At 70.3% G+C, this 24,205-nt stretch carries 21 protein-coding genes; 15 read left to right on the top strand and 6 right to left on the bottom strand.

Annotated features, from left to right (window positions below; genetic code table 11):
• From BLA60_RS21530 to BLA60_RS21510, 5 genes are read left to right on the top strand one after another with little or no spacing between them, the layout of a single operon-like run.
• The gene (locus BLA60_RS21530) at window positions 1–1,299 is read left to right on the top strand and encodes a hypothetical protein (RefSeq protein ID WP_154814502.1); all 1,299 of its coding nucleotides are present in this window, start codon (window positions 1–3) and stop codon (window positions 1,297–1,299) included.
• Complete coding sequence (locus tag BLA60_RS21525) at window positions 1,300–3,138, top strand: AAA family ATPase (RefSeq protein ID WP_075134744.1); 1,839 nt, start codon at window positions 1,300–1,302, stop codon at window positions 3,136–3,138.
• A gap of 24 nt (window positions 3,139–3,162) precedes the next feature.
• The gene (locus tag BLA60_RS21520; protein WP_075134743.1) at window positions 3,163–3,792 is read left to right on the top strand and encodes a 4Fe-4S single cluster domain-containing protein; all 630 of its coding nucleotides are present in this window, start codon (window positions 3,163–3,165) and stop codon (window positions 3,790–3,792) included.
• Entirely contained in the window at window positions 3,780–4,292 is a 513-nt protein-coding gene (locus BLA60_RS21515) for a double zinc ribbon and FHA domain-containing protein (protein WP_154814501.1), read from the top strand. The genes BLA60_RS21520 and BLA60_RS21515 overlap by 13 nt, the downstream gene beginning before the upstream one ends.
• Window positions 4,289–4,993 (top strand): PP2C family protein-serine/threonine phosphatase, encoded by a 705-nt coding sequence (locus BLA60_RS21510; protein WP_075134741.1) that lies wholly within the window; start codon window positions 4,289–4,291, stop codon window positions 4,991–4,993. Before BLA60_RS21515 ends, BLA60_RS21510 begins: the two co-directional genes overlap by 4 nt.
• Before the next feature lie 10 nt (window positions 4,994–5,003).
• Here the strand turns inward: BLA60_RS21510 and BLA60_RS21505 are convergent, their stop codons facing one another.
• Together BLA60_RS21505 and BLA60_RS21500 are read right to left on the bottom strand one after the other, a co-directional pair.
• Entirely contained in the window at window positions 5,004–6,008 is a 1,005-nt protein-coding gene (locus tag BLA60_RS21505; RefSeq protein WP_075134740.1) for an ABC transporter ATP-binding protein, read from the bottom strand.
• Window positions 5,992–6,990: an ABC transporter ATP-binding protein gene (locus BLA60_RS21500; protein WP_075134739.1), complete on the bottom strand. Its 999-nt coding sequence runs from the start codon at window positions 6,988–6,990 to the stop codon at window positions 5,992–5,994. The genes BLA60_RS21505 and BLA60_RS21500 overlap by 17 nt, the downstream gene beginning before the upstream one ends.
• A 178-nt stretch (window positions 6,991–7,168) precedes the next feature.
• On the opposite strand from BLA60_RS21500, the gene BLA60_RS21495 reads away from it, so the two are divergent.
• Genes BLA60_RS21495 through BLA60_RS21465 form a run of 7 tightly spaced genes read left to right on the top strand, consistent with a single transcriptional unit; the run spans window position 7,169 to window position 14,991 of the window.
• On the top strand, window positions 7,169–8,377 hold the full coding sequence (locus BLA60_RS21495) for a dipeptidase (RefSeq protein WP_075134738.1): 1,209 nt from the start codon (window positions 7,169–7,171) through the stop codon (window positions 8,375–8,377).
• Window positions 8,377–9,996, top strand: a complete 1,620-nt coding sequence (locus BLA60_RS21490; RefSeq protein ID WP_075134737.1) for an ABC transporter substrate-binding protein — start codon at window positions 8,377–8,379, stop codon at window positions 9,994–9,996. Before BLA60_RS21495 ends, BLA60_RS21490 begins: the two co-directional genes overlap by 1 nt.
• Window positions 9,997–10,012: 16 nt before the next feature.
• Entirely contained in the window at window positions 10,013–10,984 is a 972-nt protein-coding gene (locus BLA60_RS21485) for an ABC transporter permease (protein ID WP_075134736.1), read from the top strand.
• The gene (locus tag BLA60_RS21480; protein WP_075134735.1) at window positions 10,981–11,862 is read left to right on the top strand and encodes an ABC transporter permease; all 882 of its coding nucleotides are present in this window, start codon (window positions 10,981–10,983) and stop codon (window positions 11,860–11,862) included. The genes BLA60_RS21485 and BLA60_RS21480 overlap by 4 nt, the downstream gene beginning before the upstream one ends.
• An 11-nt stretch (window positions 11,863–11,873) precedes the next feature.
• Window positions 11,874–13,052 carry a M24 family metallopeptidase gene (locus BLA60_RS21475; protein ID WP_075134734.1) on the top strand — a complete coding sequence of 393 codons (1,179 nt, stop codon included), beginning with the start codon at window positions 11,874–11,876 and terminating at the stop codon, window positions 13,050–13,052.
• Between the two features lie 29 nt (window positions 13,053–13,081).
• Window positions 13,082–13,966 carry an alpha/beta fold hydrolase gene (locus BLA60_RS21470; RefSeq protein WP_211288801.1) on the top strand — a complete coding sequence of 295 codons (885 nt, stop codon included), beginning with the start codon at window positions 13,082–13,084 and terminating at the stop codon, window positions 13,964–13,966.
• Window positions 13,966–14,991 (top strand): Lrp/AsnC family transcriptional regulator, encoded by a 1,026-nt coding sequence (locus BLA60_RS21465; protein WP_075134733.1) that lies wholly within the window; start codon window positions 13,966–13,968, stop codon window positions 14,989–14,991. Before BLA60_RS21470 ends, BLA60_RS21465 begins: the two co-directional genes overlap by 1 nt.
• Here the strand turns inward: BLA60_RS21465 and BLA60_RS21460 are convergent.
• Both BLA60_RS21460 and BLA60_RS21455 read right to left on the bottom strand, forming a co-directional pair.
• Window positions 14,988–15,305 (bottom strand): Imm51 family immunity protein, encoded by a 318-nt coding sequence (locus BLA60_RS21460; RefSeq protein WP_075134732.1) that lies wholly within the window; start codon window positions 15,303–15,305, stop codon window positions 14,988–14,990. The two genes, BLA60_RS21465 and BLA60_RS21460, sit on opposite strands and share 4 nt — an antisense overlap.
• Window positions 15,306–15,316: 11 nt before the next feature.
• On the bottom strand, window positions 15,317–15,991 hold the full coding sequence (locus BLA60_RS21455; protein ID WP_075134731.1) for a winged helix-turn-helix transcriptional regulator: 675 nt from the start codon (window positions 15,989–15,991) through the stop codon (window positions 15,317–15,319).
• Between the two features lie 182 nt (window positions 15,992–16,173).
• Here BLA60_RS21455 and BLA60_RS21450 point away from each other — a divergent pair, with 182 nt between their 5' ends.
• Entirely contained in the window at window positions 16,174–20,778 is a 4,605-nt protein-coding gene (locus tag BLA60_RS21450) for a hypothetical protein (protein ID WP_075134730.1), read from the top strand.
• A 4-nt stretch (window positions 20,779–20,782) separates the two neighbouring features.
• A complete protein-coding gene (locus tag BLA60_RS21445; protein WP_154814500.1) occupies window positions 20,783–21,418 on the top strand; it encodes a hypothetical protein in 636 nt (211 codons plus the stop codon).
• Window positions 21,419–21,454: 36 nt separating this feature from the next.
• Here BLA60_RS21445 and BLA60_RS21440 read toward each other — a convergent pair whose 3' ends face one another.
• Window positions 21,455–21,760, bottom strand: a complete 306-nt coding sequence (locus BLA60_RS21440; protein WP_075134729.1) for a hypothetical protein — start codon at window positions 21,758–21,760, stop codon at window positions 21,455–21,457.
• Window positions 21,761–22,174: 414 nt separating this feature from the next.
• On the opposite strand from BLA60_RS21440, the gene BLA60_RS21430 reads away from it, so the two are divergent.
• Window positions 22,175–23,446 carry a helix-turn-helix domain-containing protein gene (locus BLA60_RS21430; RefSeq protein WP_154814499.1) on the top strand — a complete coding sequence of 424 codons (1,272 nt, stop codon included), beginning with the start codon at window positions 22,175–22,177 and terminating at the stop codon, window positions 23,444–23,446.
• Between the two features lie 14 nt (window positions 23,447–23,460).
• Here the strand turns inward: BLA60_RS21430 and BLA60_RS21425 are convergent, their stop codons facing one another.
• Window positions 23,461–24,165, bottom strand: a complete 705-nt coding sequence (locus BLA60_RS21425; protein ID WP_075134726.1) for a Type 1 glutamine amidotransferase-like domain-containing protein — start codon at window positions 24,163–24,165, stop codon at window positions 23,461–23,463.
• Between the last annotated feature and the right edge of the window lie 40 nt (window positions 24,166–24,205).

The raw sequence follows: 24,205 nt of genomic DNA, 5'->3' as shown, positions 1-24,205 counted from the left end.
ATGAGCAGTATGGGACTCGGGGCGGTCGCGGTCGGCGGGGTCGTCGGCGGCGCGCTGGTGCTGGGCGGTGCCGCGTGGCTCGCGGCCCGGGGTGTCCAGGCCGGCGCGCTGGTCGCGGTCCGGTCGGTCGGGGCGATCGGCGGCGGGCTGAGCCGGGTCGGTGACCGGGCCGAGCAGCGCGCCGCCCAGTGGGCGGTCGACAACGCCGAGCTGGCGGCGTGGGAGGACGCGGCCCGGCGGGTGGTGGAGGTCAACGCGCGGATCGAGGTGCTGGCCGCGCACGCCCCGGAGATCACCGCCTCACTGCCGGCCGTGCTCGACCCGTGCTCACAGACCCCCGCCGAGCTGATCGCCTGGTGCGCCACGGCGAACGCCACGATCGCCGGCGTGGAACGGAACCTGGCCGACCGCGCGAGCTCGGCGACCGTGTCGGTCCTGCGCCACACCGTCGACCTGGACCGCCCGGTGACCTCCGCCGAGGCGTTCGCCCGGTACCACCAGGCGCTGGCCGACGACGCGCCCGTGCGGGAGATCCCCGAGCAGGTCGGCGTGGACGTCGCCCGGGTGCTGGGGCGGCTGTCCCCCACCGCGACCGACGCCGACCGCGCCGCCGTGCTGGCCGCCGCGTCGCAGGTCACCGTGCCCCGCCCGGACGTCGACCACCACACCCTGCTCGACCAGCTGCGGCTGAGCGTCCAGCGGGCCAACGAGCACGCCGGGACGATCCGTGAGGACGCGATCCACGCCGCCACCATGCTGGCCGCTCTGCCCGCCGAGCCGGCCGACGCCGAACGGACCCGGCTGCGCCACGACCTGGCCGAGGTCCTCGCCGCCCGCCGCGAGTTCGACGAGGCGCTGCGCACCCGGTCCCAGCGGGCCGCCGACCAGGTGCGCGGCGAGCTGGAGCAGCGGTACGTGCTGGCGGCGGTGGTCGACTCGCTCGACGAGCTGGGCTATCGGATCGACGAGGAGTACGCCACCAGCGGTGAGCGGGTGCGGCTGGTGCGCGAGGACTGGCCCGAGCACGCCGTCCAGCTGGTGGTGGAGCGCGACCAGGTCCGGGACGCGGTCATCCGGCGCAGCGCCCGCACCGGGACCGACGCCCGCCGCGAGGACTTCGAGCACGAACAGCAGTGGTGCACCGACAAGGAGACCCTGGTGTCGGTCCTGGACCGGCACGGGCTGGCGATGGACCGCACCGAGCTGGCGGCGCCGGGCGAACGCCACCTCCCGGTCGTCGCCGCCGCCGACGACGACCGCCGGTCCACACAGGACACGAAGACCAGCAGGGAGCGGTAGATGGAGCCGGAGCTGCCCGCGTTCGCCAGGGAGATCGACTCCACCCTGGCCGTGCACTCCCAGTACGTGCTGCACGGCAACATCTGGGACGTGTTCCTGCGCCGCACGCCCGAACGCGCGCAGCTGATGCCGCTGCGCCACCTGCTCTGGCACGTGCTGGAGGGCGCCGGCTACCAGTTCCTGCTGACCTACGACCAGGTCGACGGCCTCGCCGTGTACCCGGCGACCGACGACGAGGCCGGGCAGCGGGCCCGCGACGCCGCCAAGCAGGTCCTCGGCGAGGACGTCAGCAAGGCGAAGGCCCCGTCGCTGGAACGGTTGCGCCAGTACCTGACGTCGGTCACCAACACCGCCGCCGGCCGCGCGGCCTGCCTGGTCGACCACGCCTCCCGGCTGGCCGTCGACGTCGGCCGCCTCGACGCCGCCGAGCGCGACTTCTTCCTGTTCTGCGCCAAGCTCTCCCGCACGGCACTGCCCGGCGCCGGCACCGAGGCGCGGCCCAACCCGTTGTACAACCCCATCTTCTGGCTCGTGGAACGCGAGCTGGACCTGCCGGTGTGGTTCACCGCCGACAACGAGCGGTTCCGGGCGATCGGCCTGCCCCGGCCGGACCTGCGTGACCGCGAGGACACCGCCGCCCTGCTCGCCCGGTCCCTGCCCGGCGGCGAGGACCGGGACGCGGACAAGCACTGCCACGAGTTCGCCGAGCAGGCCGAGGGCCTGACGCTGCGGGACATGACCGGCGTGACGTGGCTGGCGCGGGACCGGCGGCTGACGCTGTCCGGTCTGCCGGCCGCCGTGCGCGTCTACAAGCTCGGGGTGCTCGACGACCCGTGGCGCCAGAGCTACCTGCGCCGGCGGATCGTCGAGGGCGAGCGGGCGGTGCCGGACAAGGTCGTCGGCCAGCCGCACGCGGTCACCAAGACCCTGGACATCCTCAAACGGGCGGCGCTGGGCCTGTCCGGCGCGCAGGCCAGGGTGTCGTCCAACCGCCCGCGCGGCGTGCTGTTCTTCGCCGGCCCGACCGGTGTCGGCAAGACCGAGCTGGCCAAGGCCGTCGCCGCGCTGGTGTTCGGCAACGAGAACGCGTTCCTGCGCTTCGACATGAGCGAGTTCTCCGCCGAGCACTCCGGCGACCGGCTGATCGGCGCGCCACCGGGCTACGTTGGCTACGAGGTCGGCGGGGAGCTGACCAACGCCGTGCGCCAGCAACCGTTCCGGGTGATCCTGTTCGACGAGATCGAGAAGGCCCACCCCCGCATCCTGGACAAGTTCCTGCAGATCCTGGAGGACGGCCGGCTCACCGACGGCCGGGGCGCCACGACGTACTTCTCCGGCTGTGTGCTGATCTTCACGTCGAACCTGGGCGTGACGGTCACCGACCCGGCGACCAACGCCCGGGTGCCCAACATCGACCAGCAGGACCCGTACGAGGTGATCGAGTCGAAGGTCAAGGCGGCGATCACCGACCACTTCACCACCACCCTGGCGCGTCCCGAGCTGCTGAACCGCTTCGGCGACAACATCGTGGTGTTCGACTTCGTCTCCCGCGAGGCCGCCGAACGGATCTTCACCGGCCAGCTGGCGAACATCCTGCACAACGTGCACCGCGAGCAGGACATCACCGTGGAGCTGTCCCCCCAGGTCCGCGACGAGCTGTGTGCCTGGTGCACGGCCGACCTGAGCAACGGCGGCCGGGGAATCGGCACCGCGCTGGAGTCGCTGCTGATCAACCCGCTGTCCCGCGCGCTGTTCGACCGCGACCTGACCGGCGGCGCGCTGGTCAGGGTCACCGCGATCGACCGGGTGGGGCCCGACGTCCACCTGACGCTGACATGACGGGGCTGACATGACGGGGCTGACATGACCGGGTTGCGCCTCAACCGCTGGCACCACCCGGTGACGGTGCTCGGGCACGGGGTGCGGGCCGGGATCTGGGTGCAGGGCTGCACGATCGGCTGCCACGGGTGCGCGTCCCGCGACACCTGGGATCCGGCCGGTGGCGAGCAGGCCGAGGTCCTGCCGTGGCTCGCGTCGCTGCCCGAGCCGTTGGACGGGCTGACGGTCTCCGGCGGGGAGCCGTTCCAGCAGGCGCGGGCGTTGGGGTCGCTGCTGTCGGCGGTGTCGGCGTGGCGTGGTGAGCGGGCGTTCGACGTGCTGGTGTTCTCGGGGTATCCGTTCGAGCGGCTGCGGGACGAGCACGCGTCGGTGCTGGCGCACTGCGACGCGGTGGTCGCCGGGCCGTATGTCGAGCGGCGCAACACCGGGGCGGCGCTGCGCGGGTCGGACAACCAGCGGATCGTTACGCTGACGTCCCTGGGCGAGCGCCGTTACGGTGGCCTGGAAGCGAGTTCGGCGCCGGCGATGCAGGTTCTGTCCACAGGGGACTCGATCCGGCTGATCGGCATTCCCCGGCGCGGGGACCTGGACCGGTTGCGGGCCGGGTTGGCGGCGCGGGGCGTCGCGGCGGAGGCGGTGACATGGCTGGGGTGATCTGCGCCGTGTGCGGGCACGGGAATCCCGCCGGTGCCGCGACCTGTCAGATCTGCGGGAACCCGCTGGTCGTCGCGGCGCGCCAGGAGACGACCCAGGCGCCGGCGGTGCTCACCTGCCCGTCGTGCGGGGCGACGGTGCCCGACCCGGCGAACCTGGTGTGCGTGGAGTGCCTGACGACGTTGGGGGCACCGCCCGGCGGCCCCTCGGTGGCGTTCACCGGCTGGCGGGTGGCGCTGCCCAACCCCGGCTCGGTCCTGTTGGGCCGGGATCCCGAGCAGTCCCCCTCGGCCGGTCACCTCGCCCCCCACGACAACGTGTCCCGACGGCACGCGACCGTCGGGGTCGAGCCGGACGGGTCGATGTGGGTGCGGGACGAGTACTCGGCCAACGGGACGTTCGTCAACGACGTCCCGGTACCGGCCGGCCGCACCGTGCCGGTGTCCGCCGGCGACCGGGTGCGCCTGGCGTCCGACGTGGAGGCGGTGGTCGAACCATGACGACAGCGGTGCGCGCGACGGTGTTCACCCATCGGGGGGCCGTGCGCGCGACCAACGAGGACGCGCTGGCCGTCGGGCCGGCGACCGTCACCGGCCTGAGCATGCGGACGCCGCTGGTGGTGGACCTGCCCGTGCCGGCCCTGGTGGCCGTGGCCGACGGCATGGGCGGCCACGCCGCCGGGGACGTCGCCGCCGGCCACGCGGTGCGGACGCTGGCCGCCGCCGCGCCCGGCGACGCCGTGGCGCTCACCTACGCCGCCCAGCGCGTCGACGACGACCTGCTGGCGATGGGCCGCGGCGACCCGGCGGTGGCCGGGCTGGGGACGACGGTCGCCGGGGTCCTGGTGACCCCGGACGACGCGTTCCACCTGGGGATCGGCGACTCCCGGGTCTACGTCGGCTACGGGAGCTACCTGTCCCAGGTGAGCACCGACGACCGGGGCGCCGGGGGCGGGCTCACCCGCTGTCTGGGTGGCCGGGCCGACCGCGAGCCGCTGATGATCACCGCCGTGTTCCTGCCGCCGACCGACCGGGTGCTGCTCTGTTCGGACGGGCTGAGCGACCTCGTCGCCGACGAGTACATGGAGGACCTGCTCCGGGGCTCGGACACGACGACGGCGGTCACCGCGCTGTGGTCGGCCGCCATGGACGCCGGTGGCCGGGACAACATCACCATCGCCGTGGTCGAGTGGGTCGACTGAGCCGGGTCCCTCAGGACCCGGACAGCGCGGACTCGGCGAAGTGGCAGGCGGCCCGCCGCGACGTCGACCCGACCACCCGCAGGTCGGGAACCTCGGTGTGGCAGCGGTCCTGGGCCAGCCAGCACCGGGGGTTGAACCGGCATCCCGACGGCGGGTCGATCGGCGAGGGTGGCTCGCCGGTCAGGACCCGCCGCCGGGACACCCCGCCCCGGGCCCCCCGGTCCGGGGATGGCACGGCCGAGAGCAGCGCCTGGGTGTAGGGGTTGGCCGGGTTGTCGTAGATCGACGCGGTGTCCCCGATCTCGGCGATCCGCCCCAGGTACATGACGGCCACCCGGTCGGCCAGGTGTCGCACCACCGACAGGTCGTGCGCGATGAACACGATCGCCACGCCCAACCGCTTGCGCAGGTCGGCCAACAGGTTCACCACCTGCGCCTGCACCGACACGTCCAGCGCGGAGACCGGCTCGTCACAGATCAGCACGTCCGGGTCGAGGGCCAGTGCCCTGGCGATCCCGATCCGTTGGCGTTGTCCGCCGGAGAACTGGTGGGCGTACCTGGCCATCATGTCGGGGGCCAGGCCCACCAGGCTCAGTAACTCGGCGACCTTGTCGCGGCGGCTCGACCTGGTGCCCGAACCGTTGGCGGCCAACGGTTCGGCCACGATGTCCAACACCGTCATCCGGGGGTCCAGGGACGCGTACGGGTCCTGGAAGATCATCTGGACGCCGTCGCGCAACCGTTTGCGGTCCTCGCGGTGGCCGGCGGTCACGTCGGTGTCCCGGTAGAGCAGGCGGCCGGCGTCGGGGCGTTCCAGGCCCACGAGCATCCGTGCCAGGGTGGACTTTCCACAGCCCGACTCGCCGACCACGCCCAGCACCTCGCCCCGGTGCAGGGACAGGCTCACGCCGTCGACGGCCGACACGTGGCTTCGCCTGAGGACGGAGCCGACCTGGTAGGTCCGCACCAGGTCCTCGGCGCGCAGGACCTCGACGGTCTCAACGGCTGTGGGCATCGAGCACCTCTTCCGAGCGGTGGCAGGCCACGGTCCGACCGTCGGCCGTGGCCAGGAGTTCTGGGCGCACCGACGAACAGAGGTCGATCGCCCGGTGGCAGCGGGGGTGGAACGGGCAGCCCGACGGCACCCGCGCCGGGTTCGGGGGTGAACCGGGGATGGTGAACAGGTCACCGCCGTGGTGTTCGATCCTGGGCACCGAACGCAACAGGGCCTCGGTGTACGGGTGGGACGGTCGGGACAGGACGGTGTCGGCGTCCCCGGCCTCCACGACCCGGCCGGCGTACATGACCGCCAGGCGGTCGGCCACCTCGCTGACCACCGCCAGGTCGTGGGTGATGAGCAGCACGCCCATGTCCAGTTGCGTGCGCAGCGAGCCCAGCAGGTCCAGGATCTGGGCCTGCACGGTGACGTCCAGCGCGGTCGTCGGCTCGTCGGCGATCAACAGCTCGGGCTCCAACGCGATCGCCATGGCGATCAGGATGCGTTGGCGCATCCCGCCGGAGAACTGGTGCGGGTAGTCGTCGATGCGTTTGGCCGGCGCGGGGATGCCGACCTGGCCCAGCAGGTCCGCGGCGCGGGAGCGGGCGACCTTCTTCGACGCCCCCTGGTGGATGCGGAACAGCTCACCCAGTTGGTCACCGATCGTGAGCACCGGGTTGAGCGCGGAGAGCGCGTCCTGAAGGACCAGGCTCATCCGCGCGCCACGCAGTTCACGCAGCGTGCGCGCGGAGGCACTGTTCAGGTCCACGTCACCGAGAGTCAGCTCGTCGGCACTGACCTGGGCTCCCTCGCCGGCCAGGCCCATCACCGCCCGGGCGGTCACCGACTTGCCCGACCCCGACTCGCCGAGCAGGGCGACCAGCTCACCGCGCGGAACGTCCAGGTCGACGTGCCGAACCGCCGGGATGTCCACTCCGGACACGGGGAAGGTCACCGAGAGCCCCCGGACCCGCAACGCGGGCCGGACGAGTGTGTCCATGCTCCCATCCTCACATGGTTAGCGTGTTGCCGGAATGTTTCAACCCAGCACCTCAGGTGCCTTGTTTGAACATACACGTTGACAAACGCGCCGGATATTGATGACACTCTGCGTTATTCCACTGGAGACAGTCAACTGGTCCACGACAGGTGGTCCACTCAGGACAGGAGATGGCAGCGTGCTCGAGCCCGCTCCCCGGTACACCGGCTACACCGCCTACGAGTACCTCGAGGCCGGTAAGGACTACCGCGCGTTCACCTACGCCAAGCAGGTCGGCCGCGTCCCGGCCTACCAGGGCCTGAACCTCACCGAGGAGCAGGCTCAGCGAACCAAGCGGTTGCTTGCCGAGGAGACGGTCATCTCCCTGCACGAGCACGTGCAGGTCTTCCCCGAGGACATGGGCGAGCTGCGCGAGCACATCCGCCAGGGCCGCGAACCAACCGGCTACCAGGGCCTGGCCCGCTCCGGCCTCACCGCCGTGTTCGACAACGGCATGGACGGCACCTGCTGCATCAGCTCCGACGCCGGCTGGAAGTACCAGGACGTCCTGTTCGACCTTGGCGTGCGCATGGCCGACCTGGCCCACCAGGACTTCGTCGTCAAGGCCGAGTCCATCGCCGACATCGACAACGCCAAGGAGACCGGCCGCATCGCGCACATCTTCGCGCTCGAGGCCGCCACCCCCATCGAGAACGAGATCGACCGCCTCGACGTCCTCTACGGCTTCGGCGTGCGCCAGATGGGCATCGCCTACTCCGAGGCCAACCTGCTCGGCGGCGGCCTCAAGGAGCGCGGCGACGGCGGCCTGACCTACCTGGGCGACCGCGCCGTCGAGCGGATGAACAAGCTCGGCATCGCCATCGACATCTCACACAGCGGCGACCGCACCGGCCTGGACGTGATCCGCAAGTCCACCAAGCCCGTGTTCATCACCCACGCCGGCTCCCGCACGGTCTGGCCGACCAACCGGATGAAGGACGACGAGACCATCAGGGCCTGCGCCGAGCGCGGCGGTGTGATCGGCATCGAGGCCGCCCCGCACACCACGCTCTCCCCGCAGCACCCGCTGCACTCGCTGGAGTCGGTCATGGACCACTTCACCTACTGCGTGGACCTGGTCGGCATCGACCACGTGAGCTTCGGCCCGGACACGCTCTTCGGCGACCACGTCGGCCTGCACGACACCTTCGCCGCCAACCTCTCGCTCGGCCAGGCCCACGGCCAGGTCGACTTCGAGAAGGTCCCCTACGTCGACGGGCTGGAGAACCCCGCCGAGGCGTTCCACAACATCATCGGCTGGCTGGTCGCGCACGACTACAGCGACGACGAGATCCGCAAGGTCGTCGGCGGTAACACCCTGCGTGTCCTCAAGGAGGTCTGGGTCTGATGCGAAGTACCCGAGTCATCACCGCGGCCGCGTTGTCGGCCGCACTGGCACTGGGTGCCTGCGCGCCGGAGGCACCGCAGTCCGGCGGCGGCACAGGCGGCGGTCAGGAGGTGACCGACGCGACGCTGACCATCGCCACCACCACCGACGTGGTGAACTACAACCCGCTGGTCGGCAACAGCCGCAGCGACTACTGGATCACCAACCTGATGTACCCGCACCTGCTGTCCATCGGCGAGGACGGGGAGAAGGAGCCCGAACTCGCCAAGGAGTGGGGCTACGTCGACGACACCACCGGGTTCTACGAGCTGGAGTCCGGCCTGACCTGGTCGGACGGCAAGCCGCTGACCGCCAAGGACGTCGCCTACACGCTCAACGCGGTCAAGCGCGACGCCCCCGCCGGCACGCTCTACGGCCAACTGAGCAACTTCGACACCGCCACCGCCGTGTCCGACACCCGCGTCGAGGTCAAGCTGACCAAGCCGGACGCGTCGGTCATCCCCGAGATCGGCTTCTGGGGCAACGTCGTGCCCCAGCACGTGTTCGAGCCGGCCGGCTCGGTCGCCAAGTTCGCCAACGACGGCAGCGACGGCGGCTGGGTCTCGGCCGGCCCGTACGTGCTCACCGACGTCCAGCGCGGCCAGAGCTACACCCTGGAGCGCAAGGACGACTACCCGCTGGTCGAGGGCGGCAAGCCCAAGGCCGCCAAGGTCGTCTACCGGGTCTTCCCTGACGTCAACACCGAGATCCTGAGCCTGAAGAACGGCGACGTCGACGTCATCGCGAACTCGCTGCCGCCGGCCCAGGTCAAGGAGTTGCAGAACACCGAGGGTGTCACCGTCCAGGAGGTCCCCGGTCTGGGCTACGCGCACATGACCTACAACATGACCAAGCCCGACCTGGCCAAGACCGACGTGCGGCTCGCGCTCGCGCACGCCGTGGACTACGAGGCCATCCGCCGGGTCGTGTTGCAGGACCAGGCCGTCTCCACCGGGTCCAGTCCGATCATGCCGGTGCTCAAGCAGTACTACGACGACTCGATCAAGGAGTACGAGCACAACCCGGAGAAGTCCCGCGAGCTGCTCGACGACGCCGGCTACAAGGCCAACAGCGAGGACAAGTACCCGCTGTCGTTCCGGCTGATCTACTCGTTGCAGGACCCGGTGACCACCCAGTGGGCCACCCTCGTCAAGGACGGCGCCGCCGAGGCCGGCATCACGATCGAGCTGCAGGGCCTGGAGCGCAACGCCTACCTGGCCAAGACCGACGCCGGTGACTTCGACATCTACGCCGGCAACTTCGCCATCATGGACGACCCGGCGACGAACATGTCGCTGACCTACCTGCCCGGCGGCGCGATCAACTACTCCTATGTGGACGATCCGGAGCTGACCAAGCTGATCCAGCAGGCCCAGGTCACCTTCGAGCGCGACGAGCAGGTGCCGATCCTGCAGGAGGCGGCGAAGAAGGTCCGGGACAACGTCTACGACAACGTCATGTACACGCAGAACCTCTACGTGGCCCACCGCAGCGACTGGAGCGGGTTCACGGTCAAGCCCAGCGAGCTGCTGTCCATCGTCAACCCGATCTCGGTCGCCTCGGCGACCAAGTCCGAGTAGGGCTGGAGCCTCCCGGATGTCGCTGTGGTTGTTCGTGCTCAGGCGGATCGGTCGTGGCGTTGCCACGATCTGGTTCGCCGTCACGGTCACGTTCCTGATGCTCCGGCTGCTGCCAGGGGACCCGGCACTCGCCATCGCCAGCACGAACATGACCCCCGAGATCCGGGCGGAGCTGCTCAACCAGTACGGCCTCGACCAGTCGCTTCCCGTGCAGTACGTCAAGTACCTCGGTGAGCTGCTGCAAGGAAACCTCGGCATGTCGTTCAGCCAGAACATCCCGGTCGGCGACGCGCTGATGCAGCAGCTGCCGTGGACGTTGCTGCTGGTCGGGGTCGCCCTGGTGGTGACCGTGGCGATCGGCATCCCACTGGGGGTGGTCGCCGCCTCGCGAGCCGGCGGCCTGCTCGACCGGGTGGTGCAGGTCGTCGCGGTCACCGGGCAGTCCCTGTTCGTGCCGAGCATCGGGATCCTGCTGCTGTACGTGTTCGGGTTGCAGCTGGGCTGGTTCCCGATCGGCGGCGCGTACACCGCCGGCACCTACGGCGGGGAGTGGTACCTGAGCGTGCTGTCCCACCTGGTGCTGCCGTGCCTGTCGCTGGTGCTGGTGCAGTTGGGCGCCTACGTGCTGACGGTGCGTTCGACGCTGATGGAGTCGCTTGGCGAGGACTACATCGTGCTGGCCAAGGCCAACGGGCTGCCCTACCGGCGGGTGCTGTGGAAGCACGCGCTGCGCAACGCCCTGCTGCCGACCACGACGCTGATCGGGATGCAGATCTGTCTGTACGTGGTCGGCGGCGTGATCCTGATCGAGACGGTCTACGCCTACCCGGGCATCGGCCGCGGGATCTACGACGCGGTCACCCGGCTGGACTTCCCGGTCCTGCAAGGCGCTTTCCTGCTGCTGGCGGGTGTCGTCGTGGTGGTCAACATGATCACCGACATCGTCTACGGACTGCTTGACCCGAGGGTGAAGGTGGGCTCCTCATGACCACGACGGTCCAGATGCCACAGGCCCAGCCCGAGGAGACACCGCCCAAGGCGTCCTCCGGGACGTGGCGGCGGTTCCGGAAGGAACCGCTGGGCATGATCGCCCTGGTCGTGCTGGCGGTGCTGGTGTTCGCGGCGGTCGCGGCGCCGTGGCTGGCCGACTACCCGACCGGCTACGGCGACCGGGTTCTGGAAGGCCCGTCGGGGGCGCACTGGTTCGGCACCGACAGCCTCGGGCTGGACGTGTTCGCCGAGGTCGTGTGGGGTGCTCGGCAGAGCCTGCTGGTGGCCGCCGCCGCGTCGCTGATCGCGATCGTGTTCGGCACGCTGCTGGCGGTCGTCGGCGCCTACTTCAAGCGGGTGGACGCCGTGGTCGGCGTGATCGTCGACCTGACGCTGTCGCTGCCGGTGCTGCCGCTGATGATCCTGGTCGCCGCGCTGGTGGGGCCGAGCACGGTGACGATCATCTTCGTCATCGCCGCGTTCTCCTGGCCCGAGGTCACCCGCGTGGTGCGCTCGCAGGCGCTGTCGGTCGTGCGGATGCCCTATGTGGACGCCGCGCGGCTGATGACCAGCTCCCCGGCGTGGATCATCCGCCGGCACGTGGTGCCGGCGGTGATGCCGCTGATCCTGGTGTCGGTCGTGCTCACCGCGTCCCGCGCGGTGCTCTCCGCCGCGGGCCTGGCGTTCCTGGGCCTTGGCGACCCGAACACCTGGTCGTGGGGCCGGATCCTCTACGAGGCCCAGCAGGCCGGCGCGATGTCCACCGCGTGGTGGCTGCCGCTGTTCCCGTCGCTGGCGATCTTCCTGCTGGTGCTGGCCGCGACGATGCTGTCCACCGCCTACAACGACGCCCGCAATCCCCGCCGCAACCGATAGGACTTTCGCGCATGGCCTTCTCCCAACGACTCGGACCGTCCTTCTTCGACTCGGTCCAGGCCAGGGTGCGCGCCAGGGCGGCCGAGGCCGGCCTGGACGCGATCCTCACCGACGACCCGGAGGACGTGGCCTACCTGACCGGGTTCTTCCACCACCCGTGTGAGCGGCCGGTCGCGGTGTGGCTGGAGACCGGCGGGCGGTGCGTGCTGCTGGTGCCCGAGCTGGAGCGGGAGTACGCGCGGTCCCAGCACGCGGCCGCCGAGCTGGTGTCCTACCCGGAGTACCCGGGCGTGCTGCCGCCCTTCGCCGCCCTGGCCGGTGTCATCGGCCCCGGCCGGCGGCGGGCCGGGCACACCACCTCGATCACCCACCACCGGCTCACCGCCGCGTCGGCCGCGCTGTCCGATGTGGACCTCGTGCCGACCGAGCTGGTCACGGTGTGCCGCTACGTCAAGGATCCGGCCGAGATCGCGCTGCACGCCGAGGCCGCGCGGATCACCGACGTGATGCTCACCGAGGGCGTCGCGCTGATCACCGAGGCGGTCGCCGGCGGCGGTGAGCTGCCCAGCGAGGCCGAGCTGGCCGCGCACGTCGGCCAGGTCGGCACCGGCATGATGTACGCCGAGCACACCGACGTCGTCGTGGTCGGGCTGCTGGCCGGCGGCCTGGTCTACGCCGGCGCCAACTCCTCCTACCCGCACGGCCTGCCCTCGGCCTACCGGCTCACGCCCGGCGACACGTTCATGCTCTCCCTCGGCTGCGCGGTCGGCGGGCGCTACGTCGAGGGCGAGCGCACGTTCGTCCTCGGCGAGCCCACCGCCGAGCAGCGCCGCTACCACGACACCGTGCGCCTGGCCCAGCAGATCGGCGGCGAGGCGATCCGGCCGGGTGCGCAGTGCCGGGCGGCGAACGCCGCGTGCCTGGCGGTGATCCGCGACGCCGGGTTCGGGAAGTACCTGCGCCACCGGCAGGGCCACGGCATCGGCCTTGGCATGCACGAGCCGCCGTGGCTGGAGGACGGCGACGACACGCTGCTGGAACCGGGCATGGTCGTGTCCAACGAGCCGGGCATCTACGTCCCCGGCCACGCCGGCTACCGGATCTCCGACAGCATGCTGGTCACCGAGACCGGCTCCCGCCCGCTCACCGCCTACCCACGCACGCTCGACGACTGCGTGATTCCCCTGTGATCGCCCTGTAGGGAAAGGAGTTCCACGAAGTGTCCACAGTGTCACCGGAGTTCGCCGCCGCCGGCGACGGCGCCGAGATGGTCGAGATCAACGGGAACCGGCTGGCGGTCGAGGTGCTCGGCCCGCCCGGCGCGCCCGTGGTGATCGCCCACCACGGCGCCCCCGGCCTCGGTTCCCGCGCCGAACCCAAGGCCAGTTTCGGCCGGCTGGCCGACACCTACCGGGTCGTCGTGTTCGACGCCAGGGGGTCCGGCCAGAGCGAGGGCAACGGCACCTTCAGCCACGAGCAGTGGGCCGCCGACATCGACGGGCTGCGGCAGTGGATCGGCGCCGAGCAGGTCATCATGGCCGGCGGCTCCTACGGCGGGTTCATGGCCATGGAGTACGCCATCCGCTACCCCGACCGGGTCAGCGCCCTGGTGCTGCGCGACACCTCGCCGGACAACTCCAACGAGGACAAGGCGCTGGCCAACGCGCTCGCCTCGTCGCGGATCACCGTCGACCGGGAGAAGCTGACGAGGATCTTCGACGGCACCGTCCGTGACGACGCGGACCTGCGGGACTGCTGGCGCGAGATCCTGCCGCTCTACGACTACCACTACGACCCGGACGCCGTCGAGGCGCGCGTGGCGGCCACCCCGTACCGCTACGAGGCGCACAACTACGCGTTCTCGGTGAACATCCCGAACTACGACCTCAAGCCCGACCTGCCGAAGGTCACCGCGCCGACGCTGGTCACCGTCGGGCGCACCGACTGGATCACGCCGGTGGAGTGCAGCGAGCAGATCGCTAGGCTCATCCCCCGGGCGCGGCTGGTGGTGTTCGAGAAGTCCGGGCACTCGCCGCAGATCGAGGAGGCGGCCTTGTGGACGGAAACGGTGCGGGAGTTCCTGCGCGAGGTGTCCCCCGCCTGATGCGGTCGCTGGACGAACTCGACCGGCAGATCGTCGTCGCACTCCAGTCCGACGGGCGGGCCAGCTGGACCTCGATCGCGGCGGCCGTGGACACCTCGGTGCCCACCGTTGCCCGCCGCGTGCAGCAGCTGATCTCCGACCGGCTGCTGCGGGTGTCGGTGGCCCCGAGCCTGGGCAGCAACGGCCCGGTCGAGACGTTCTTCACCAGGATCGGCTGCCGGCCCGGCACCCAGATCGCCGTGGCCGAGCAGCTGGTCGCCCGGGAGGACGTGCGCTGGGCGTCGCTGATCACCGGCACCTACGACATCGCGCTGGAGCTGGTGGTCAACTCCGAGCCGACCCGCTACCCGCACACCATGCTGGAGCTCCAGCAGATCGACGGCGTGCAGCGCTGGTACAGCGACCTGCTGCTGCACGTGTACAAGGTGTCGACCGACTGGTACTGGCAGCTGATCGACGACCGGTCGTCCACCCCGCACACCGCCGAGCCGCTGCTGTGCGCGCCGCACCACCTCGACCGGGTCGACTGGGCGATCATCGACCTGCTGCGCGAGGACGGCCGGTCCAGCTTCAAACACATCGCCGGCGTGCTGGAGCTCAACGAGTCCACCGTGCGCCGCCGCTTCGAGCGGATGATCGCCGACGGGTGCGCGTCGGTGTTCACCATCGTGCCGGCGCCCGTGCTGGGGCTGGAGGCCGAGACGCTGCTGTGGGTGCAGGTCGAGCCGGCCAAGCTGAACGCGGTCGCCTCGGCGCTGCACCACCACCGCTCGGTCCGCTACCTGGCCGCCACCCTGGACGGCAACTCGCTGCTGTGCGAGGTGATCACCGACTCGACCAAGGGCCTGTTCGACTTCACCACCGCCACCCTGGCCAACCTCGACGGCGTGTCCGGCTGGAACGCCTCGGTGGAGCTACTGGTCCTCAAACGCGGTTTCGTGGAGACCCCGTGGTGGCGCGACCAGGTGGCCGAGCAGACCGGCCCACCCCGGGTCGCCCTGGCCAGGGGCGAGGCGACCAGCTAGTCGTCGAACTCGACACCGGCGCTCTGGGCGCGGGCGATGATGTCGCGGACCGCGTCGGGGCTGGCGATCACGGGTTCGACGGCGGCGCGCAGCCGCGCGAGGTCCTCCTGGCCGCCGATCGCGCAGAACATGCCGGCCTCACTGTCGAACTCGAGCCGCTCGGCGATCTCCGGCCAGGCGAACTGCACGAGACCTTCCCAGAAGTAGCCGTTGGGCTCGTGCCCGGCGGCGGCGACCGCCGGGTCGGCGGCCAGGACACCGGTGTCGAAGGTCAACGAGTGGCTGCCGTCGTGGTCGTGCACGGTGATGGACACGGGAGCGGATCCTAGCCGTCGCCCCGGCCGGCGGTGGCGTAGCGGCTGACGCCGAGGCAGTCGATCAGTGAGCGGACGGCGGCGCGGTCACCGGCGAGCATGATGATCCGGTCGCGCACGGCCTGCAACCAGCTCTGGTGCCCGAGCCACACCCCGGCGAGCCCGCCGAGGGTGCAGGTCAGGCGGACCGAGGCGTCGCGGCGGGCGGTCTGGTCGGCGGCCACCTCGGCGGCCGAGAGGGTCAGCCACCAGCGCCGGGGGGCCGGCACGTCGGCGAAGTCGACCTCCACGGTGAGCGGGTCGGCCGGCAGCCGGGCGCTGTCGATGCCCCGGCAGATGTCGTAGACCAGCAGTTCGGGGTCGAGGTCGCCGACGCGCGGCTGGTCGAGCCAGCGCTGCCCCCACCGCCCGAGGTGCTCGACCATGGGCCGCAGCTCCTGGCCGGCGGTGGTCAGCTGGTAGCGCCGCTCGCCGCGCGGGTCGGGTTCGTGGGTGATCACGCCGTGCCGTTCCAGGGTGCGCAGCCGCGAGCGCAGCATCGACGCGGAGATCTTCGGCAGCCCCCTGGCCAGCTCGGCGCGTGACTCGCCGCCGCTGAGCAGCTCACGCACGATGAGCAGGGTCCACGGCTCGGTGATCACCTCCGCCGCCCTGGCGATCGGACAGTGCTGCTCGTAGCGGTACATCGGACGTGTGACTCCCGGGTCTCGTCTGCTTCCCGAGCCATCCTCAGGTGCCCGGCCCCGGATCTCACCTGACAGCTGTCTGACAATCTCGCGGATCCGGTGACGTGCCGGTGACGCCCCGGTGGCGGCCCGGCTGCGATCCTGCGAGCCACTCGACGTCGGTGTACGGGGGTGGACGCCCGATGCCGCTACCGGTCAGGATCGCCGCGCCGCGCCGCTCCACGACGCCCGCGCCGGTCCCGGACCTGCGGGAACCGAGCGGCGGGACGGCGATGTCACCGGGCCCGGCGGCGGTGGTCGCGGCCGCGACGCAGGTGGGCAACGCCGCGGTCACGACCGCGCTGGGTGGCCGGCCGCCCAGCCCGTCGGCCTGGGGCACCCGGATGCTGCTGGCCGGCCAGGACCTGGTCGGCAACCAGGCGGTCACCGCCGCCGGGGCGACCGCCGCCCCGGCGACGGCCCCCGAGCGGCCCCGGCCGCCGGAGAAACGGCCGGCGACCAAGCCGGTGCGCAAGGCGAAGGCGCCGCCGGCCCGGGCGCCGGAGGTGAAGGACACCGGCGAGCGGGAGCGCGGCGAGCGCCCGGAGAAGAAGGAGCGGACCGGCCCGCGTTCGCCGGGCGCCGACCCGAAGTTCCAGGCGCTCAAGCAGGACGTGGCGGCCAAGAAGCGCCGCGTGGCGTCCAGCCATCCGCCGCCGGCGGTGGAGGCCGGTGCGGCGCAGGGCGCGGCGGTGCCCCCGCCGGACGATCGCGAGGCCAGGGGCAAGGCGGCGCACGCCGAGGACATGGACGCCGCCCAGCCCAAGGAGTTCGACAAGCAGTCGTTCATCGCGGCGGTGGAGAAGGCGATCCGCGACCGCGCCCCGAAGAACCTCGACGAGGCCGACAAGTTCGGTGACTCCGGCAAGGCCGAGGAGGTCAAGACCGAGGTCGCGGGGAAGGTCGGCGAGGGCAAGGACGCCTCGTCGGCCGAGATCGCCGACACCACCGCCGCGACCCCCGAGCCGGCCCCGGACGCCAAGACGGTGGTGCCGCTGGCCGCCGACCAGCTGCCCGGACGCCCCGGCACGCCCAACCCCCGCCAGGCCACCCCCGACCCGCTGCCGAAGTCGGCGACCGACCTGTCGGCCGGCCCGGCGAAGGTCGACCGGCAGCTCGACTCGGCCGGGGTGACCGAGAAGCAGCTGTCGCTGAAGAACTCCCGCGAGCCGTCGTTCGACAAGGCGGTGCGGGACAAGAAGGCGCTGGAGAAGCACTCGGCGACCGCGCCGCGCCGGATGCGGGCCGGCGAGTCCCGCGAGCTGGGCGAGGTGCGCGGCGCGGCGGCGGCGTCCGGCACGGCGGCGATGGGCGCGATCCACGCCAGCCGGGCCACCACCGGCCGCCAGGTCACCACCGGCAAGAAAGGCACGAAGGACCGCGACGAGGACCGGCGGACGAAGGTCACCGCGCTGCTGCAGAAGGTGTTCGACCGCACGAAGACCGATGTCGAGAAGATCCTCAAGGACCTGGACGAGGCGGTCGACGACCAGTTCACCAAGGGCGAGAAGACGGCGCGGACCCAGTTCACCGCCGAACACACGCGCGGGATGGAGGAGTACAAGGACCGCCGCTACTCGGGTCTGCGCGGCAAGGCCCGCTGGGTGAAGGACCTGTTCGCCGACCTGCCCGACGAGGCCAACCGCATCTACGAACGCGCCCGCGACAACTACCTGACCGCCATGCGCCAGGTCATCTCCGACGTGGCCGACACGGTCGTCCGCGAACTCAAACGCGCCAAGGACCGCATCGCCAAGGGCCGCGCGGAGCTGAAGCAGGCGGTCGACGACCTGCCCAAGGACCTGAAGGCCATCGGCCGGGAGGCGGCGTCGGACTTCGCCGGCAAGTTCGACGAACTGAGGGATTCGGTCGACGACAAGGGAACCGAACTCGTCGACACCCTCGCCACGAAGTACACCGACGCGGTCAAGGCCGTCGACAAGGAGATCGCCGAGGAGAAGGAGAAGAACAAGGGCCTCGCGTCCAAGGCGGTCGCCGCCGTCAAGGGCGCCATCGAGACGATCAAGGAACTGGGCCGGATGCTGATGGGCGTCCTGCGCAAGGCCGCGTCGGCCGTCGGCCTGATCCTCAAGGACCCGGTCGGCTTCCTGGGCCGGCTGATCACCGGCGTCGCCGGCGGCCTGCGGGCCTTCATGAAGGACGCCGGCCGGTACCTGCAACAAGGTGTCCTCGCGTGGCTCCTCGGTTCAGGCGTCGGCGGCGGCCTCCAACTCCCGGCGACGTTCGACGTCCTGGGCATCGTGGTCCTGCTGGCGGGCCTGTTGGGCCTGTCCTGGGCCAACATCCGCGCCCGCCTGGCGAAACGCGTGTCCCCGAAGACGATGACGGCCGCCGAAACAGGCAAGGACGCCATCCCCCTGGTCGTCGAGGTCCGCAAACGCGGCGTGGCCGGGATGTGGAACGACCTGCGCGGGCGGGTCGGCGACCTCAAGAAGGACCTCATCAAGAACCTGGTGTCCTACCTGCTGCCCACGATCATCATCGCCGGCATCACCTGGATCGTGTCCCTGTTCAACCCGGCGTCGGCGTTCATCCGCGCCTGCAAGATGATCATCGACATCATCCGGTTCATCGTCACCCAGGGCCGGCAGATCATCGAGTTCGTCAACGCCGTCCTCGACGCGGTCATCGCCATCGCCCGAGGAACAGCGAACGTCACCGGCACGATCGTCAAGGCCCTGGCCCGGTCGATCCCGGTACTCATCGGTGCCCTGGCCGCGATCCTGGGGGTCGGCGGCATCGCCGGACGGGTACGTCAGATCTTCCAACGCCTGTCCCGCCCGGTGAACCGCGCCATCGACAAGGTCATCACCAAGATCCAGGGCCTGCTGAAGAAACTCGCCGCCAAACTCAAGCCCAAGAAACCAAAGAAGCCCAGGAAACCCCGTCGGGACAAGGACCGGGACCACAGGCCAAGGCGACCACGGCGGCCGGCGCGCACACGCCCACGGAAGGATCGTCCCCGGGACAAGCGCCGCCGGGACAAGGACGACAAGCGCTCGCTCGCCGCCGCGCTCCGCGACGCCAACAAGCTGATCGGCGCCGAGGGCGCCACCGTCGCGTCCGTGCGCAAGGGACTGCCGGCCATCAAACGGCGACACCGGCTGACCAGGATCGCTCTGGAGAAGTCGGGGAACCTGCACCTCATCGAGGTGACCATCAACCCCAAACGCCGGTCCAAGGAAGTGGACCTGAGCTTCCCCTACGAACCCGGCCCGCCGGCCAAGTCCATGGCGTTCGACGACGTCGGCCAACTCAAGGGCTCCCTGCACGCGATCACCAACCCCGCCGGCGAGAAACACCGGACGGCCTACGTCATCACCATGGCCGCGCTCCCCGAGGAGATCGGCCGCAACCCGCAGCTGGCCGCCCGGTACCTCGACGAGGCGTGGGCCGGATCGACCGAGGAGCCGGCGTCGGCGATCAGGACCGCCGTCATCATCGGCGTCAACTCCGCCGAGGCGTTGGACCCCAAGGACAAGAAGCGGGGCAGGGAACCGGTCATCGCCGCCATCCGGTCGGTCAACCATCCCGCCGAACTGCTCATGATCGCCTTCGGCTTCACCTGGACGCCCCGGTGGATGGACATCTCCGGCAAGCGCAGGAAGTCGGTGCCGTTCACGACGGTGCGCGCCGCGTACCAGGAACTGGACGAGACGGGCAGGAACGCCGCGCGCGCCAAGGAGAAGGCCGGGCTGCGCGGCTCGGTGCCCTACGGCCTGATCCGGGGAGAGGTCTTCAAGTCCACCCACACCCGGGAGGCGGTGCGGATCCTCAGCACGACCAACGCGGCGGTCCGGGTGCTGCTCCAGGACCCGGACAGCACCGCCACCGCGCCGAAGGGCCGGGGCATTCTCGCCGCCTACGACGAGATCCTCCGGACGATCAAGGGCCACCCGATGATGATCATCGGTGGTTACGACTTCGAACGGTTCGACTGGAAGACGACCGACCCGTTCACCGTGCAGTTGACCACCCTCGCCAACCGCATCGACCGCGCGATCCGGGCCGCCGTCAGCAAACGGCAGACCGGGATGGTGTATCCCTCCGAGCCGAGCACCCTCGTGACGGTGTGGGCGCCGGAGTTCGGCCTCGACCTGTTCGCCAGCCTGGACCAGCACGCCATCGACACGGCCCGGGTCGCCATGCCCTTCGGGGTCGGGCCGTCGGAGGGACACAACTTCCGCAAATGGCTGAAGAAGGTGTTCGGTGGCAACTTCACCGACCTCTACGACCCACGCGGTTCGGTCACCACCGATCCCGGAAGGTTCCAGCTGGGAATCGAGGAGGCGCGCAAGGCGATCGAGAACCAGGGCAAACCGGCCTACGCGTTGTTCGTCCAGTCCCAGACGATGGCGAGCGAACGCAAGCTGGCGCAACAGCTGTTCATGGCCAACCCGAGGATCGCGCCGGAAGGAAAGGGCAGGATCCAGACGCAGATCTTCCGGCACGTCGAACAGGTCATCATCCTGATGATCGACAACCCCGGCCTGTCCGCCCGCGACCCCCGGATCCGCAAGATCATCCAGGACATGGCCAAAGCGGTCGAGAAAGAGGCGGGATCGCCGATGGCCCAGGGCAACCGGGACTTCCAGAAGGCACTGTCCTCGGCTCAGGACGTCACCCGTGACATCATCGGCGCGCTGACATCGAAAAAACTCAGAAAGACCTGGGCGGAACTGCGTGCGCTGCTGCGCGAACTGGACCGCCCACCCGGACGGGAGTGACGACGTGGTCGAGGGTGGCGAACTCGAACGGTTGCGGACCGAGGCTGCCGGACGGGACTATCCGGCGATGGCCCGCCTCGCACGGGCACTGCACGAGAACGGACTGACCACCGGGCAGGTCCTCCGCGAGTGCTACGGGGTCCCCTTCCCCCGCGAACTGATCGTCATCGCGGACGCCGACCCCTACACGCTGCGCCTGCTGTCCATGTGGACCAACCAACCCTGGCGACTGACGACACCACCGAGCCGGGGCGGCCCCGCCGCCGAACCGGACACCAACGACCCGATGGAGCGACACTTCCGCGCCTTCGACCCCGACCTGCTCCCGCTGCTGTTCCTCATCCGCCCGGGCATCGACGTCACCGACGACGAACTGGTGGTCTGCTACCGCCTGACCGAACTGGCCGCCGGCCGATCGACGATCTACGGCGCCCCCATGGAACCCACCGACCCCGACCAGGTGGTGCGGCGCGCCGACTCCCTGCTCGCCATGCTGCACCAGCACCACACCGCCTACCTGGACGAACTCGAGGAGGAACTGGCGAAGTCCTACCGCCTGGAAGCCGACTACGTCGACGAGGACGAGATCGAGGAGATCCGCCGGCGGATCAGACAACTGGAGGACTTCCAGCGAGCCTGACCCGTCTCCCGTTCCCGCCCGGTGCCGGGCGGGATGTCACAGTTGGGGGTGGCGGTAAGGGGATCCGTCCCGATCGAGCACGTTGGCCGACGTGAGACGTATCGCATCGGCCCAGTCGTCGGCATCCCAGACGATGTCCACGGGCACAACCATGCTCCAACGATTTCGTGCGTGTTCTGCCGACTCATGCATGGAGACAGTTCCCTGGCCCTTCGGGCTGCCGATGTGGACGATGGTCTTCCTGCTCTCGTCACCGTCCTGGTGGTCGACAATCTCCATTCCCCACCCGAAAACGACAGTGGGGTCGTCGGCTGTGACGAGACTGAACAACGAAGCGTGCATGTCGAGGTACTCCCCTTTCAGAAGGTCTTGTCAGGCGTCGACGGAGTAGATCGCGGCGCGACTCTCCACCCACGGGGTCCATGACTCACTGCTCCGACGAGACGAGGCGCATCCCACACGCGGTCGCAGGGCGTTCCCCAGCTCAACCAGCCGAGCGGCCAGCACCTGTTCCGTGACCGGCGATGGCGGTTCCGCCCGCCCGGCCTGGGCGTCCAGGACACGAAGTACGTAGACGGCGAGTTGCTGACTCGCGGTGGCAAGGTCCGCGATCAGTGCCATCGCCGGTAGGTCGTTGGTCATGAATCCATACTCCTGTGCTTGACTGAGTGTGGTCGAGTGATCGCGCTCGGCTGTGAGGAACTGTCAAGGCCCTGCCGGGGAGCGCACGTGCTTGGTGACCAGAGATTCGGTGTGATGCTGCGGGAACTGCGCACCTCCAGGAAACTGACGTTGGCCGCTGTGGCCAGGCAGGCTGGCTGTGCCGAATCGCTGTTGTCCTATGTGGAAAGTGGGCGTCGACGGATCCAGCCGTGGCTGGCCGACGCCCTGGACGTCGTCTACGACACGGGCGGGGCCATCACCGCGCTGGTGGGAACCACACCTCCGCACAGCGACCTTGTACGCGCACCCGACACGGACACGAGTGACGACATGCTGGTGCTGCGACTGCCGACAGGAGGGGCGACGATGCCGATCTCCCGCCGTGACCTGCTGGCCGGGTTGAGTATCGGGGCGCTCGGCGGCGCACTGGCCGACAAGATTGACCACCTCCTGACTTCGACCGATGTCGGGGACGACGGCAGCACGCTGGCATCGATCGAACGGGCATTCGAAGGTTTCTCCACTGCGGCACGAGCGCTGCCGCCAGCGCGACTGATCGACGGTATGACCGGTCAGGTGGCGATGCTGGACAGGCTGCGTCACCGCGCCCCTGCGGGCAGCCGACGCGGGTACACGGTCATGCAGGCTCGCTTCGCCGAGTCGCTGTCCTGGGCATGCGAGGAGAGCGGCGACCCGAACGGTGCGCTGTACTGGATCGACCGAGCCGCCCAGTGGGCGTCGTCGGCTCGGTGGGACCCGATGGTGGGTTACACGTTCGTGCGACGCGCCATGGTGGTCACCACCTTCACCGGCGACGGGCTGCGCGCGGTCGACGTCGTCTCGCCAGTGCTGGACATGTCCGAGCTGTCGTGGGTGCGTGGACTGGCTGCCAAGCAGACAGCCATGGGCTACGCCCTCGCGGGGCAGCCCGAGGCCAGCGCGCGAGCACTGGACGAGGCGATGCGCCTGCTCGCCCGACCCGCGCGGGACGACGAGACCCATCTGGGGCAGCGCAGTGTTGTGGGCAACGACCTGCACGCCGTCTACCAGTCGACCTGCGACATATACCTCGGCCGTGGTGTCAGCGCCATCAGCGCGCTGCGATCCAGACTTGACGGACTGGCCCGTTCGTCACCGCGCACGGCGACGATCAGCCGTGCGAAGCTGGCCCGTGCACACGCCAACGCGGGCCAACCGGCCGACGCCGTCCGCCTCGCTTGGGAGGCGCTGGACGCCCATGATCAGATCGGTTCACATTCGGCATTGAGTGAGGTCCGACGAACGTTGCGTGTGCTGGGTCGGTGGGAAGGTCGCGCCGACGTTCGTGGTGAGATAGCCGATCTCGCCCACCGGCTGTCCGGTTGACCCCGACGCGGCGGCTACGCGCCCTTGTCCCGTTTCAGCCGGCGAACGTCGAGGCGTTCCTCCTGGAGATGGCCGTCCGCGGAGCGGGTGACGCGGTAGGCGCCGGCGTTGCGCCGGTCGGCGATCGCGGCGACGAGGGTGTCGTTCTCGTAGTGCAGTCCCGCGCCGGTGTCGGTGGCGTACCCGGTCATGGCCTCGGTGGCGAGCGTGCGGTGCAGCACCGCCCGGCGGTCGCCCTCGTCGTAGTGGACCGCGTTGGCGTAGGGCAGCAGGGCCAGGCCACCACCGATGCCCCGGACCGTGCCGTGCGAGTCGGTGATCATGGTGGTGTGCCAGCACAGTGAACCGGCGGACTCGCCGGCCAGGACCACCCCGGCCCGCCAACAGTCCCGGAGAACGGCCGGGAGTCCGTTGGCGCGCCACGCTGCCAGCAGGGCGACCACGCTGCCCCGGTCGACCCAGATCACGTCCTGCTCACGCAGGCGCACGGCCACGTCCGGCGTGTCGTAGGTCAGGTGCGAGACCCGCACTCCGCTTCCGGCGAACGCGGCGTCGAACCCGTCCCGCTGGTCACCATTGGACACGACGCACAGTCGCGGCCGCGACGCGGCGTCGGCCAGGTCGAAGGCGTAGGTGAACGCCGGACCCGGTCGCCACGGGACGCGGGCGCGGTTGAACCCCATCGAGGTCGCCAGGATCGTTGGAACGCGAGCCGCCACCCGGCCAGTGTCGTGCACCGGCCGGGTGGCGGGGACGGTA

The sequence above is a fragment of the Actinophytocola xinjiangensis genome (assembly GCF_001921215.1).
Lineage (GTDB): Bacteria > Actinomycetota > Actinomycetes > Mycobacteriales > Pseudonocardiaceae > Actinophytocola > Actinophytocola xinjiangensis.
The sequence above is the reverse complement of the archived record's forward strand: the minus strand, read 5'-3'. Positions and strand labels throughout refer to the sequence as shown.

Coding starts and splice junctions, on each gene's coding strand:
- BLA60_RS21530 (WP_154814502.1), top strand. CDS start 1: ATGAGCAGTATGGGACTCGGGGCGGTCGCGGTCGGCGGGGTCGTCGGC.
- BLA60_RS21525 (WP_075134744.1), top strand. CDS start 1,300: ATGGAGCCGGAGCTGCCCGCGTTCGCCAGGGAGATCGACTCCACCCTG.
- BLA60_RS21520 (WP_075134743.1), top strand. CDS start 3,163: ATGACCGGGTTGCGCCTCAACCGCTGGCACCACCCGGTGACGGTGCTC.
- BLA60_RS21515 (WP_154814501.1), top strand. CDS start 3,780: ATGGCTGGGGTGATCTGCGCCGTGTGCGGGCACGGGAATCCCGCCGGT.
- BLA60_RS21510 (WP_075134741.1), top strand. CDS start 4,289: ATGACGACAGCGGTGCGCGCGACGGTGTTCACCCATCGGGGGGCCGTG.
- BLA60_RS21505 (WP_075134740.1), bottom strand. CDS start 6,008: ATGCCCACAGCCGTTGAGACCGTCGAGGTCCTGCGCGCCGAGGACCTG.
- BLA60_RS21500 (WP_075134739.1), bottom strand. CDS start 6,990: ATGGACACACTCGTCCGGCCCGCGTTGCGGGTCCGGGGGCTCTCGGTG.
- BLA60_RS21490 (WP_075134737.1), top strand. CDS start 8,377: ATGCGAAGTACCCGAGTCATCACCGCGGCCGCGTTGTCGGCCGCACTG.
- BLA60_RS21485 (WP_075134736.1), top strand. CDS start 10,013: ATGTCGCTGTGGTTGTTCGTGCTCAGGCGGATCGGTCGTGGCGTTGCC.
- BLA60_RS21480 (WP_075134735.1), top strand. CDS start 10,981: ATGACCACGACGGTCCAGATGCCACAGGCCCAGCCCGAGGAGACACCG.
- BLA60_RS21475 (WP_075134734.1), top strand. CDS start 11,874: ATGGCCTTCTCCCAACGACTCGGACCGTCCTTCTTCGACTCGGTCCAG.
- BLA60_RS21465 (WP_075134733.1), top strand. CDS start 13,966: ATGCGGTCGCTGGACGAACTCGACCGGCAGATCGTCGTCGCACTCCAG.
- BLA60_RS21455 (WP_075134731.1), bottom strand. CDS start 15,991: ATGTACCGCTACGAGCAGCACTGTCCGATCGCCAGGGCGGCGGAGGTG.
- BLA60_RS21450 (WP_075134730.1), top strand. CDS start 16,174: ATGCCGCTACCGGTCAGGATCGCCGCGCCGCGCCGCTCCACGACGCCC.
- BLA60_RS21440 (WP_075134729.1), bottom strand. CDS start 21,760: ATGCACGCTTCGTTGTTCAGTCTCGTCACAGCCGACGACCCCACTGTC.
- BLA60_RS21430 (WP_154814499.1), top strand. CDS start 22,175: ATGCTGCGGGAACTGCGCACCTCCAGGAAACTGACGTTGGCCGCTGTG.